The 13,992-nt window shown below is 56.8% G+C and carries 9 protein-coding genes; all 9 read left to right on the top strand.

Going from position 1 to position 13,992, the window contains the following annotated elements; all coding sequences use genetic code 11:
- Positions 1–188 precede the first annotated feature (188 nt).
- Positions 189–1,949 carry a single-stranded-DNA-specific exonuclease RecJ gene (gene recJ, locus QGH30_05310; protein ID MDP7021753.1) on the top strand — a complete coding sequence of 587 codons (1,761 nt, stop codon included), beginning with the start codon at positions 189–191 and terminating at the stop codon, positions 1,947–1,949.
- Complete coding sequence (locus QGH30_05305; GenBank protein ID MDP7021752.1) at positions 1,946–4,150, top strand: bifunctional (p)ppGpp synthetase/guanosine-3',5'-bis(diphosphate) 3'-pyrophosphohydrolase; 2,205 nt, start codon at positions 1,946–1,948, stop codon at positions 4,148–4,150. The genes recJ and QGH30_05305 overlap by 4 nt, the downstream gene beginning before the upstream one ends.
- Entirely contained in the window at positions 4,150–4,596 is a 447-nt protein-coding gene (gene dtd, locus QGH30_05300) for a D-aminoacyl-tRNA deacylase (GenBank protein ID MDP7021751.1), read from the top strand. Before QGH30_05305 ends, dtd begins: the two co-directional genes overlap by 1 nt.
- Complete coding sequence (locus tag QGH30_05295) at positions 4,593–5,174, top strand: Maf family protein (GenBank protein MDP7021750.1); 582 nt, start codon at positions 4,593–4,595, stop codon at positions 5,172–5,174. The genes dtd and QGH30_05295 overlap by 4 nt, the downstream gene beginning before the upstream one ends.
- 109 nt (positions 5,175–5,283) lie before the next feature.
- Entirely contained in the window at positions 5,284–8,115 is a 2,832-nt protein-coding gene (locus tag QGH30_05290) for a TonB-dependent receptor (GenBank protein ID MDP7021749.1), read from the top strand.
- Positions 8,115–9,101: a PorV/PorQ family protein gene (locus tag QGH30_05285; protein ID MDP7021748.1), complete on the top strand. Its 987-nt coding sequence runs from the start codon at positions 8,115–8,117 to the stop codon at positions 9,099–9,101. The genes QGH30_05290 and QGH30_05285 overlap by 1 nt, the downstream gene beginning before the upstream one ends.
- A gap of 7 nt (positions 9,102–9,108) precedes the next feature.
- Entirely contained in the window at positions 9,109–10,068 is a 960-nt protein-coding gene (locus QGH30_05280) for a hypothetical protein (GenBank protein ID MDP7021747.1), read from the top strand.
- On the top strand, positions 10,052–12,304 hold the full coding sequence (locus QGH30_05275; protein ID MDP7021746.1) for a hypothetical protein: 2,253 nt from the start codon (positions 10,052–10,054) through the stop codon (positions 12,302–12,304). Before QGH30_05280 ends, QGH30_05275 begins: the two co-directional genes overlap by 17 nt.
- An 11-nt stretch (positions 12,305–12,315) precedes the next feature.
- Positions 12,316–13,923, top strand: a complete 1,608-nt coding sequence (locus QGH30_05270) for a hypothetical protein (GenBank protein ID MDP7021745.1) — start codon at positions 12,316–12,318, stop codon at positions 13,921–13,923.
- Positions 13,924–13,992: the final 69 nt, after the last annotated feature.

The following is a 13,992-nucleotide window of genomic DNA, read 5'->3' as shown; positions in this document are numbered from 1 at the left end:
ACGGGAAGAGGGAAGCAAGGCAGGCAGAAGGGAAAAGCCAGGTACCTGAGCGACATGGAAGAATACCATAAAATGCGCAGGAACAATTTCCCGGCCAGAACTTGCAGGCTTGCCCGAGCGCTCAATCCATGCTAATGCTGGCATGAGGATCCCGTCTGGCGGGCATCCGTGAACGCGAGCGGTGAGTCATGGAATCAGTAAACACAGGAAGCTATCGCATCCGCGAGCAGCCTCCCGCCGGGGAACTTGCAGAACTGGCCGGGAGCCTGAATCTGCCAGTTTCGATTGCCGCACTGGCCTGGCAAAGAGGAATCCGGACGCGGGCAGAATGGGATGCCTTCAGTTCCCACGCCTCTCTGGATCTTCACGATCCTCATCTTCTTCCGGACATGGATAAAGCACTTCAGCGTCTTCATCTCGCCATCGACCGCAAGGAAAAGGTCATGGTGCATGGAGACTACGATGTGGACGGGCTGACCGGCACGGCCATCCTGATCCGGGCTTTCCGTGAGTTGGGCCTCGACGCGCGACCTTTCATTCCCGCAAGGGGCAAGGATGGCTATGGACTGAGCAAGCGGGCTTTGGGCAATGCAATCGACAAGGAAGTTTCCCTGCTTGTCAGTGTGGATTGTGGAAGCTCGGACGGGGAGTCGATTTGCGAGGTTTCCCAAAAGGGTCTTGATGTCATTGTCACCGACCACCATCTCTGCGCAGACCTGCCAGACGCCTGTGCCTTTGTCAGTACTCAGAGGACCGACAGCGAGTATCCCCACAAGAATCTCTCCGGCTCTGCGATTGCCTATAAACTTGCCCATGCTCTCTTTGAATCACTCGGGCGCAAACAGGATCCCGAACGCTGGCTGGATCTCGCAGCGCTGGGCACCGTGGCGGATGTCATGCCTCTTCGCGGAGAGAACCGCAGAATCGTGGCCGGGGGGCTTCGGGAAATGTCCCGAAGGATGACGGCACCCCGGGGGAGTTCCGCATCACTTCCCGCCTGGAGCGCCCTACAGGGCAGGCAGAAGGGCGGCATTCGCGAACTCAATACCGGCGACCTCGCATTTCGCCTGGCTCCCCGGCTTAATGCCCCCGGGAGAATGGGAGACGCGAGAATCTCCCTGGACCTGCTGCTTTCGGACTCGGAGAAGGAAGCGGAAACCCTGGCCCGGGAAATAAACAGGCAAAACAAGAACCGGCAGGAAGTGGAAGCCCGCATTACCGCAGAAGCAAGGGAGCTTGCACTCGAGAAAATCCGGACTTCGAAGGCGGCGGGGCGCAATCCAGGGATTCTTGTCCTCTGCAAGGAGGGCTGGTCCCGGGGAATTTTGGGAATCTCGGCCGCTCGGCTAGTGGACGAGTTTAACATTCCCGCGATCCTTCTTGCCCCGGACGAAAACGGTTGCGCCAGTGGGTCGGGAAGAGGCGTGGAAGGGTGTGACCTCAAGGCATCGCTCGATGAGGTGGCCGAGCATCTGGCACGCCACGGGGGGCATCCCCGTGCTGTCGGACTCAGCGTAAAGGCCGGTGAGTTGGAAGAGCTGGTTCGCAAACTGGAGTCCCAACTGCCCCCTCCCTGCACCCGTCCCCGGCCTCAAGCGGATGTGGAGTTGAAACTGGAAGACGCCGACCGACCGTTTCTTGATGCGCTTGAACTTCTGGAACCCTTTGGCGAAGGCAATCCCGAGCCCTGTTTTCTCGTGCGCGCTGCGGTGGCCCAGGATCGAAAGGTGATTCAGGGGAAACATCTGAAGTTGGTTTTCAGTCAGGGTGGCAGTAAGAAGGAGGCAATTGCCTTTAATGGCAGTTCCCGCCTCTTGCCGCGCTTTGAAAAAGGGGTGGAGATCGACCTCCTTCTCCGCATTGTGCGCGATACCTTCAACAGAAAAGCAGGAGAGCATTCCATCGGCTTTCATCTCGTGGATTTCCAGGCGAGGAAGGTGGAGGAATGAACACCCGGACACCGGAACTCGGGGATCGCGACTCAGCGGCCAGAGAGTTGGAGAACTTCCGGAAGGGAATCCTGGCCTGCAACCACCGGCTCGATTTTGACTTGATTGAAAAAGCTTACTGGAAGGCCTGGGAAGTTCACCGGGATCAAAAGAGGATGAGTGGGGATCCCTATTTCATCCATGTTCTGGAAGTGGCCAGAACCTGCGGGGAGATGAACCTCGGCAGTGATGCGATTGCCGCAGGACTCCTGCACGATTCAGTAGAAGACACCTCCCTGTCACTGGAAGCACTGCGAAAGGCCTTCAACCCCACGGTGGCTCTTCTGGTCGATGGTGTCAGTAAACTGGGGACACTGGAATTCGAGAGCCTGGAGAAAGCTCAGGCCGAGAACTTCCGCAAGCTACTCCTTCATATGAGTCGCGATGTCAGGATTCTCCTCATCAAGCTTGCCGACCGCCTGCACAATATTTCCACACTGGAGTATCTGTCCCGGGAGAAACGCCTCCGCATCGCTCGAGAGACCATGGACATCTATGCCCCCCTTGCCAACCGTCTCGGCATGGGGCGGATCAAGTGGCAACTGGAGGATCAGGCCTTCAAGTATCTGAACCCTGAGGGCTACCAGCGGGTGGCGCAGATGGTGGGCATGCAGCGGGAGGCTCGCGAGGAGTTTATTCGAACGATGCGCGACCATCTCCAGCATGCGATGGACTCTCAGGGCGTGGATTGTGCCATTCAGGGTCGTGCCAAGCATTTCTTCAGCATCTCCCGAAAGATGAACGACAAGAGTCTGGGGGAGGAGGAAATCTTCGACCTTCTCGGTTTCCGGATCATCACGGAGACAGTGGAGAACTGCTATCATGTACTGGGAATCATCCATTCCCGTTTCACACCGATCCCGAACAATTTCAAGGACTACATCGCGACTCCCAAGAGGAACGGATATCAGAGTCTTCACACGGCCGTGATCGGGCCGGAAGGCCGGGTGCTGGAAATCCAGATTCGCACCAAAAAGATGCATAAAATTGCCGAATACGGTGTGGCCGCTCACTGGGTCTACAAGGAGTCGGGCGAGGGCTCGGAAAAACAGGAATCAGGAGTGGAACGGGAGCTGGACTTCCTGCGAACCTTCATCGAGGATCTTCGGGAAGGGGAGTGGAGCGAGGATCCCTCCGAGTACATGGAAGAACTGAAGGGAAGTCTCTTTCAGGACGGCATCTTTGTGTTTACTCCCCGGGGAGACCTTCACACCCTCCCTGTGGGAGCCACCGCCGTGGACTTTGCCTACGCCATTCATACCGGCGTGGGGGATCGTTGTGTGGGCGCTCGTGTGGCCGGCAAGATGCAGCCACTTCGCCGTCCGCTGGATACGGGCGAGGTTGTAGAGATCATTACCCGCAACAACGCCCGACCGAGTCGGGACTGGCTGAGCTTCGTCAAGACCAGCAAGGCTGTCACCAGGATTCGCCGCAGCCTTCGTGAGCAGGAAAGCGAGCAGTCCCTGAGCCTGGGGAAGGAGCTTCTGGATCGTGAGTTCCAGAAGAACGGCAAGCCTCTTCCTGAGGAAGCAGAACTTGTGCGGATTGCCGATGTCTTCGGGATGGTGGGTTCCCAAAGCCTGGTGGAAGGGGTCGGCCGGGGAACCCTGTCCGCCGTTCAGGTCTTCAATCGGGCGCATCCCCCTGAAGAGAAGGCCAAGATCCTCAAGTCTGCACAGCAGTTGACGCGCCTGGCCACCCGGCTGGGAAGGCGGGGGGACAAGGGTGTCCGGGTCGAGGGACACGGAAACATGATGATTCGTTTTGCCGGATGTTGCAGTCCGGTTCCCGGTGACCGGATTCTGGGAATAGTCACTCGCGGACGAGGGGTTAGTGTTCACCGACAGGACTGTGTCAATGTTGTGGGTGACAAGGTTCCGGAGGAGCGCAGGGTTGCAGTGGACTGGGAGTCCGACAGTGAAGAAAAGTATCTGGTCACGCTCCTGATCACTGCGGAGGATCGCAAGAACCTTCTGGCGGACATCACCAGCAAGATCTCAAAGCTGGATGTGAATATACAGGGAGGGAGTTTCGACCGGAGCCAGCAGGACCTTCTGGCTCGACTCCGGGTTGGCCTGGAGATCCGGGATCTCTCGGAGATGGAGCGCATCATCAAGGAAGTCCGGAAGGTGCCCGGAGTGATCGAAGTGGAGAGAAACTGATGCGCGTGGTTTTGCAAAGAGTGTCTTCGGCGAGGGTCCGCGTGGAGGGCGAGATCGTCGGGGAGATTGGCTCCGGACTGCTTCTTCTTTGCGCTTTCCGGCAGAATGACGGCGAGAAAGAACTTCGCTGGATGGCCGAAAAGTGCCAGGACTTGAGGATCTTTCCCGACAGTGATGGGAAAATGAATCTCTCTCTCCGCGACACCGGAGCAGCGATTCTGGCGGTGAGCCAGTTCACCCTGTATGGAAACTGCAGCAAGGGTCGTCGCCCCAGTTTCGTGGGAGCTGCCGATGCGGATCAGGCTTCCGGACTCTATGACGACTTCCTGGGAATCCTCCGGGAGAGTGACCTTCTGGTGGAGGGCGGAGTGTTTCAGGCTCATATGAAAGTGGAACTGGAAAACGATGGACCGGTGACGCTGCTTCTCGAAAAGGAAGCCGAGTGAATCCCTTTCTTCCCGAAGACCTGCAGACCAGGCTGCTCCTGGCATCTGCCAGTCCCCGTCGCAGGGAACTGCTGGCCCGGATCGGTCTCGAGCCTCCCGTCCTGGTCAGCGATTATGATGAAACTCCCCTGGAGGGAGAAAGTGCTGACGAAGCCTCCCGCCGGCATGCACTGGGAAAGGCACGTGATGTGAGTCTCCGTTTTCCCGACAAGTTGGTCATCGCCGCCGACACGCTGGTTCTTCTCGACGGGGAGATTCTGGGCAAGCCCTGCGATGCAGGGGAGGCGGCCGGGATGCTCCGTTTTCTCTCCGACCGAAAGCACGAAGTGCTGACGGCGCTGGCGCTTCGGGAAGGAGAGAGGGAGGAAGTTCAGGTGGCGACAAGCCAGGTTCGCTTTCGCGCTCTTGAGGGCAGGGAGATCGCGGCCTATCTCGAGACCGGCGAGTCCTTCGACAAGGCGGGCTCCTATGGCGTTCAGGGTCTGGCCTCTTCTTTTGTGGAGGGAATTGAAGGATGTTTCTTCAATGTCATGGGGCTTCCCCTGGAACTTCTCACCCGCATGTTGAAGGCATGGTAAAGGCAAGCCCTCTCTTGGATTATGCCGTCTGTCCGTTGACACCCCCCTGACCCTGTGATACTTTGCCATGCAATCTCCCAACCCTGTCTCCGAAGAAGGAGTCCTGCTCTTGGCAGTACGCCCGAAACAGTGGGTTTTTGCCCTTTGCCTTTTTGCTTCGGGCTTTTCCATTTCTGCCATGGCCTCCGAGGGTGGCTCCGTGGCCGGGCACATGCTCGATGCTGCCAACGGCAAGCCTCTTCCCTATGGAAACATCGTGGTCATCGGAACCCAGTTCGGTGCGATGACCCTGGATGACGGGTCCTTTCTCATCAGCGGACTTCCCCCCGGCACCTATACCTTCCGTGCGACCTATATGGGCTACAAGTTGGCCGAAAAGGCCGGCGTAAGAATCCGTATTGGAAGTTACCTCGAGTTCGACTTCGAACTGGAGCCTACGGTCATCAAGAGCGAGAAGATCACCACCTGGGGAGAAAAGCCTCTGGTCGATGTGACCGAAGCAAGCAGCGTAAAGAGTCTTGCTGCCAGTGAAATCGCAAGAATGCCTGTGGATAATGTCGAAGAGGTCGTGGTAACGCAGCCGGGCGTTGTCAAAATGGACGACGAGATTCACATCCGTGGCGGCCGAAGCGATGAAACCCTGATTCTGGTTGACGGTGTTCCGATGAAGGACGGCCTGGCGGGAACCAGCAGCGCGAAGGGGATTGACTCCAAGACGGTCGCCAAGATGGATGTGATCACCGGAGGCTGGCGTGCAGAGTACGGTAATGCCATGGCCGGTGTGATCAATGTGAGTCTGAAAGAGGGGGGACAGAGCTTCAGTGGCTTCACCCAGTATGGCATTGACCATCTCCCCGGGGTAGAGACCGACTGGGAACACTACTTTTCTGACACCTTCAAACTGCAATTCAGTGGACCCATGCCCGGTAGCGGAACCTGGCTCCCGGGTGAGCGTCTGAGTTTTTTCACGAATTTCTCCGGCGAGATCATGAACACCCGTTACCCGGGCATTCGCACCTTGCCCACGGGAGCTGACTACCTGAATGTTGCCTATGAGGATGACTTCCTCGGGATCCCGATTCATTGGGGCAATCGTCTGGCACCCCGCCAGAACAACATCTGGAACTTCATGGGGAAGATGGCCTGGAAGCTGAACAAGCGTCACAAGCTCACCTTTACCCTGACCAAATACCTTGCCTTTGATCAGGGCTTCGACCGCCATGACATCAGTGACATTACCCGCCAGAGCAATCGCTATCCCTACACCTGGAGCTACTGGCTGGCCAACTATAGCGCCTTCACCGAGGATCGCAACACGGCCATCCTCAAGTATCGGCATACCGTTTCCAACAGTGCCTTCTACGAATTGCAGGCATCCCGCTTTTTCACCCGGATCCATCAGGATTCCCAGGGCGCCAATCGCGAGGAACTGAAGTTGCATCTTCAGGAGTACCTGCCCCCGGAGTATGACTGGCCGGATCCTGCACAGGGCGAGAATTGGGAGTTCCATCCCTTCTTCCGTCTCAACGGGGATTACAACCAGTACCGGGACCGCTATGTCGAACGCTTTGCCTTCAAGGCGGATCTGACGAAGAAGTGGTATCCGCATCACCACGCGAAGGCCGGGTTTACTGCGGGCTATGAGACCATTCAGAACATCGACATCCAGGATCCCTGGATCAGCCGCCCCGACAGTCTCGGAAGGAAGGACATCTTCCGCGCCTTCCCGACCACCGGCCACTTCTATGTTCAGGATGACATTGAATACCAGGGATTCGTATCCAATTTGGGTCTGAGGATGGACTACTGGTTCCCCGGCAAGCTGGCGGAAGATGCTGCAGAAGCCGCAATCAACGGCACCGCGGGAGACCTCTTTACAGAAGAAGTGGGACACCAGTTCTTCGAGAACACGAGCGAGCTCTTCGGCAATCGTTACAAGTCCACGATCAGCCCCCGAATCGCCGTCAGCTACCCGGTCACCAACCGCGACCACCTCTTCTTCAACTATGGTCATTTCAGCCAGTGGCCGACCTACTACTATGTCTATGCTCATGTGGCCAGCGGCGTGGAAGACCTCTTCGGCAATCTCGGGAACATCAATCTCGATCCCCAGATTACCATTCAGTACGAACTCGGAGCCCGTCACACCTTTGCTGACAACCTGGCCGGAGACATGACGGTCTTCGTAAAGGACATCTTCAACTACCCGACCAGCGAGCGCTTTACGGTGCAGTACTATGACCCGGTGGAAGGAAGCAAGGAAGCAACCTACTTCCTCTACCGGAACAGCGACTATGGAAGAAGCCGTGGGATCGAGGTCAGCCTGAGGAAACGCCGCGGACGCTATGCCTCCGGGGGACTGAACTACACCTACTCCATTGCCACGGGCAAGAGTAGCGACCCGAACGCGCTCCGGGAACTGTACATCGGTGGAGCTACCGGAGAGGTTGAGATTCAGGAAGGCTTCCTTTGGTGGAACAAGCCTCACAGGATGACCGCCATCTTTGACTACCGCGTGAATGAACATCGGGGGCCGAAGGTCTTCGGCATCACGACTCCCGGCCACTGGGGATTCAATCTCTACTATGTTCTGTCCAGCGGTCGCTCCTATACGCCGGTGGATGAGACGAGTACTCCCGTGGGAGAGGACTACTCCCGCAACGGTCCGGTGGAACAGAACCTGAACCTGAAGGTTCGGAAGTGGATTCTCTGGGGAAACCGCCGGATCGAGATGACCCTGCAGGGCTGGAATGTTTTCGACTGGTCGCGACCAAAGAGCGTGGATCCCATGACTGGACAGCCCTATGAGGATGGAGTGGGTTCCTATGCGAACTCCTACAATGACCCCGATGCCCGTCTTTCCAGATACCTGTCCCTGATGGACCCCTCCCGCAACGGAAGCCCCCGTCGCTTCAAGTTCAGTGTGGGGGTGAATTTCTAGTGAGACAGTTCTTTGTTTTGGCACTCCTGCTTCTTCTGTCCCTTCCCGCAAGTGCGGATATGGAGTTGGGAGCACTTCGTGTGGCCACCAGCAGCGGGACTTTCCTGAGAATCGGGATCAGCCCCCGTGCGGAAGCGATGGGCGGAGCCTGGGTGGCCGTCGCCGAGGACGCCAATGCCGCCTGGTACAATCCTGCGGGTCTGGGTCTTCTTGCGAACCGGGAAGTGTCGGTGGCCAGTGTTGTCTGGCCTGCTGGAATCCGGTACAACACCTTCTCCTGGGGGGTTCCGCAGGCTCTTTTCGGGGGAACATTGTCCTTGCAGGTCGGAAGCCTGAGCGCTGTGATGCAGGAGACAGATGAATACCATCCTTACGGAACAGGCAGGGAGTTTCTCTACTCGGATTTCCTGGCGGGACTCAGCTTTGCCCGATTCCTGACGGACCAGCTGATCGTTGGCCTTGGAGCCAAGTACTTCCGTGAGGATTTGGGATCCGAAGTGGGAGGCCCTGTGGCCAATGCCTGGGTCGTCGATGTGGGGACTCTCTATCATATTGACTACCGAAACATGCGAATCGGGATGGCGATCCAGAACTTCGGCCCGGAAATCCGCCCGCAGGGCGAGTTCTGGAATCACAGTGACCAGAAATGGCAGGAGTATGACGGATATCCTCCTCCATCGCTCTTCAAGCTGGGGATCGCCTACGAGCCATGGAAGTCCTGGCCCTGGATTCTGACGCAGACTTTCGACATGAACCATCTTGCCGACAACCGGGAGTCTCTCTCCTCCGGCCTGGAACTGGACTATCATGGGGGCCTGCTCGCTCTTCGGGCCGGCTACAACTTCATGGCTGACGAGTTCGGCTTGTCCGCCGGATTTGGAAGCACTTTCGCTCTGGGTTCGACCATTGCGGGTCTGGACTACTCTTTCACTGATGCAAAAAGTCTGGGCGCCATCCATCGATGGAGCCTGAGGCTGGATTTCTAGGGGGGACATGAGAAATATCACCATTCTCCTGATGCTCCTCCTGCTCCTGGCCTGTGGGATCAAGCCGGAACTGCCCAACCAGATTCCCAATACGGAAGTTTTCTCCGAGGAAGACTATGTGATCCAGTATCGCTGGCTGCTTGACGGCGTAGCGGATCTGCATCTCAGTTCCACTTCGAGGATTTTCTATGCCATCCACAATGACAGTCTAAACATCTTTCCTGCCTACACACGCAAGGACAGTGTCTCCATTGAAGGCTGGTGTAAGTTTCTGGGGCTGGAAGAGCCCGTCTATCTCGCCGACGGGCGGGACTATGCTGCTCACCTCTGGGTTTACGATGCTGCTGACGGCAATGTGAAGGGATTTGACGGCAGTCTCTTTGCCGTCGACAGTCTGGATGTGGAACTTTCCTTTACTGATGATTGGGAGGATGTGGTGGCGGTCTGTGCCGACACCGATGGCCATGTCTTTGTGGCTGACCGGGGTACTAATCTGATCTACCGCTATCATGTGAGTGGCAGTGCCGGTAATCCGGACGTGGATGAGGACGGCTTTCTCTCCTGGACCAGTCAGGGAGGGGGGGCCACGGTTCGGGACATGGCCTATGCAGACGGGAACATTGTCCTGTTGACCACGGCTCCCGATGGATCTTCCTCGGAAAACCTCCTGATGCTCCAGATCCTCGATCCCGTCAATGGCCCCCAGGGCGAGTTCGAGTACTTTGATGATTTGCTCGGCGATCCCCGTTCCATCTCTGCTGACGGAGACCATCTCTTCGTTACTGATTACGCGGACACGAGTCTCTGGGAGATCGGCTGGGATCTGCTTCCTTCGGAAGCAAACCGGGTGAACTCGGATGAGAAGGTTCAGCTTCTCAATCCGGTTTCCTTTACTATCAACGAGGGACGGGTCTATGTGGCCGACCCCGAGCTTGGAATGATTGTGGACTATGAGAAGCGCCAGTAGACATGTTCTGACTCTGCTATGCGGGGCAATGGTATTTCCCCTGCTCCTGGCCTCGGTGTCCCCGAATAGCCACGATCGCCCGAATGATTCCGCGCCCCTTCCTCCGGACGGTCCTTTCTGGTCCAGGGACGGCGAGGATCTCCTGCTCGACTATGTTTTCCGCACACAGGACGTGGGCAACCTGGCCTTGGCACTGAGCAATCATGCCTTTATCGGAAACAACTTCTCCGAGCGAACCTCTTCCATGGAATACCCGAAAGGTTCGGAAGTTGACCACCTGGTTCGTGGGGGACTCTGGATCGGGGGAATCAGCACCAGTCTGGATACGCTCGTGACCACCGGGGTTCAGGACGGTTACTGGGGTTCCTATTCCCGGCCTACCGAGTGGGTACCGGTCTCCATCCCGTCTTCCGAGTACAACCTTGGGTGGATCCGGGAGAGGAGTACGCTTCCGACCAGTCCCTACTACGATCCGATGGCCGCGATCAGTGAACAGGATTTCATCACCTCCTTTCTGGACACTCTCGACCACGCACACACTCCCCAACAGGGGAACAATGATGACTATCATTTCGCCAGCGGACTGACGATTAGCCAGGAGAGCTATGCCTGGAGTTATGAGCCCGCAGACGCAATGATTCTCATCAAATGGACCATCGTTCCGACCCGTCGCCTGAGCCAGGCACATCTGGGGATTTACGCCGAGATGACCACGGGCTGGAAGGGCAAATACCCGGTGGGTGACTGGCCTCCCTCCAGTGCAAACTGGTTCCATCATCACCAACTTGTCTGGATTGATGATGTTGAGCACTATGCAGAACTGAGCGAGGACCCGATGAACCTCGTGGCCGAGTACCACTACACCTACGACGACGGCAATGCTCCCCAGCACGCGGGCATCAAGTTGCTGGGGGCGAAGTACAAGCACGGTAATGAGGAATGGAACGAAGACCTGGAAGTCTCCTGGCGATGGTGGGACTGGGAGCCGGGGAGTTATCAGAAAGACAATGACTCCGAGAAGTTCGCATTGCTGGCTCAGGACGGCATCGACGACTGGACGGAGATTTTTCCGAGCGCAGACAACTCGGGTGACAGTCCCATCCAGATTCTGGTTGCCGGTCCCTGGGAACTCTATCCGGAAAGCGATGAGCCTGCGGACACGCTTGTCATATCCGCCGCCTTCCTGGCCGGAGACGACATGGATGATCTGGTGCAGAACGCACTCTATGCCCAGAAAGTCTACAGTTTCAATTTCACGGTTCCTACGCCTCCTCACTCTCCCAGAACTCTGGTAGACAACAGTGAGGGGAAGGTCAGGCTATTCTGGGAGGACAGTCCTCTCCGCTCGGTAGATCCGGTTACCCATGACTACGATTTTGAAGGTTTCCGGGTTTATGTGGGGCGAGATGAAGAGGAATCTTCCTTCCATCTCTTGCAGCAGGTGGACCTTGCGGAACTGCCAGCCAAGAATCCGAATCTCGACAGTTATTTCACAGGAAGCTGGATTCAGTCCGAACTCGATGCTCACCCCGAGTGGTCCAGCGCTCAGGAGCTTCTCGACTTCTATTGGCCGGGGATCTACACCTATCACGATGGAGAGGAAGAACCCTTCATGGTGACAGAGCCGGACTCTCTGGGCTACAACACCGGCTTTGCATCGGTACTTCTTCCGGAGGATGAATGGCAGGTTCTGGTGGAGGATGGGGATTCTCTTGTCTTCAAGTATGCCTTCGATCTGGAGAATGTCTCCGATGGTCACCATTACTGGTTCTCGGTGACAAGCTATGACCTGGGGAATCCTGAAACTCCCAGTCTGGAAAGTGGTCGGGGCCAGAATGTCGAGCATGTCATCCCCGGTCCCGATACCTGGGAGGAGGGCCGTCCCGTTTCCGTCTTCCCGAATCCCTATCGGGGAAGTGCCGTTTGGGATGGGAATCGGGCGACAGGACGTTACCTCTGGTTTGTCGGATTGCCGGAGAAGGCCCGTATTCGGATCTTCACCCTTGCGGGGGATCATGTCGATACGATCCATTTTGACAGCGAGACTTATTCAGGGGAAAACGCCTCTGCCGTGAACTTCGGAGGAGATGACGAACCGGTTCTATCGGGTACGATGGCGGCCTGGAATCTCCTGAGTCGAAACGGACAGCCGGTGGCCACGGGTCTCTACCTTTTCTCGGTAGAAGATCTTTCCACGGGACAGACGCAACAGGGCAAGTTCCTGATTCTGAAATGACCGGAATGAACATGCACAAGCGAAACGCAATTCTGCTGCTTCTTGGATCGGCACTTCTGGCCGGGCTTCTCTCCTGTTCAGATCGACTGGGTCAGCCGGATCCCAATCTCCCGCCCGAGACCACGCTGATGGTGGACGGGGGTTCTGCGATCGACACCACCCATTACATGCAAATCCTCAGTTGGCACGGAGAGGACCGGGACGGAGAAGTAGTCCGCTTCGAGTACAAGTGGACGCTGGATGAGTCAGTCGAGGCGAACGGGTTTGATACGACCTGGGTAGGCCTTGTGGAGCCTTTCGTCACCGCAAGCAGCGATACCTTTTTCCTGCCTCTTTCCGGAAGCTCTGCGTCACACTTCTTCCAGGTGCGCGCCGTGGATGCCGAGGGACTGGAAGATCCGACTCCTGCCGAAGCTCTTTTCCCTGTCCGCAATTCAGCCCCCCGGCTCTATGCCATGCAGGGCGGGACACCAACGGATGATTTGACTCTTCCCGACGAGATCCTGCCCTTCTTTACCTTGCAATTTGTGGCCACAGATCCGGACAGCACAAACTGGGTCGGCGAGTCCGAGGGCTGGCAATACTGGGAGATCGAGGAGTTCCGTTTCTGGTTCGAGGACTCTCTGGACTATATCTCCGTAGATGGGGGAGCCGAGTTTCTTCAGCTTCGTGCCGATGACTTTGAGGGACTGCAGGGAGACACCTGCACTTTCCACCTGCAGGCCATCGACCGTGCCGGCGCGCTAAGCAATGTGATCAGCGCAGAAACCTATGTAAAAGACCTGAGTTCTGTGCGTGTTCTTCTCCTTGATTCCTGCAGTTCTACGCATACTCCCTACGGGCAACTGGCCGATTCCTTCTGGCGGGAGACTGTAGTTTCTCTCTTTTCAGACCCAGCAGAAGTCTATGTGCATGATTTCAGGGAACTTGGAGCCTTGGCAGATCCGGAAGATCTTCCCCTGATCTTCTCGATTTTCGAGGCGATTTTGTGGTACAATGGAGACGTGGGTGTTGCCGATGAAGAGGATTACTCGGCGAGCCCCTCACCGGAGATTCAGGAGGCGGAGTCTGCACTCTTGGACTACCTGGAATCCGGGGGTAATGTTCTGATTTCTGGCTGGAACCTGCTCGGTTCCGGAGTGCGGGATCTCGTGGAAGAAGGCGAGGAACCCGGGCCCGAGAACTGGTCGGGGGGTAGTTTCTCGGAGGATTTCGAATCAGACCAGCTCTTTCTGGATGGATTGAATCTGCACAGCAGGGGTGGGCACAACTCCTCCAACTACAGATTGGGAACGGGACCTCCCTACTTTAAGGAAATCGTCGGTTTCGACGAAGCAGGTACCTCGACCCTTCGGAACATGGTCTTCAAGCCGGGGATTGACCTGATGCTGCCGAACCCGGATGCCCTGATTTCCGGGAGTATTGAAAGGCTTTATCAGGTCAGCAAGGATGCCGTGGATCCGGTTTGCGAAGTGGACGGCACGGTGGGATTGCGCCGCCATTTTGATTCAGGAGGGAAACTGGTTTTACTCAGCTTCCCATTGAGCCTGGCCTACGGCTATCAGAACCACCTGGGGGAGGCAGAGGTCTTTCTTCAGGATTTCGGGGTTCTCCCCTGAGGAGAAGCCCTTGTTTGGCTCCTTCGGGGGCACATCGGTCATTGGCAACCATTGACTATAACCATTTTT

This window comes from Candidatus Krumholzibacteriia bacterium (assembly GCA_030748535.1).
Taxonomy (GTDB): Bacteria; Krumholzibacteriota; Krumholzibacteriia; order JACNKJ01; family JACNKJ01; genus JASMLU01.
Note: the sequence above shows the minus strand (reverse complement) of the source record. Positions and strands in the feature narration are given on the sequence as shown.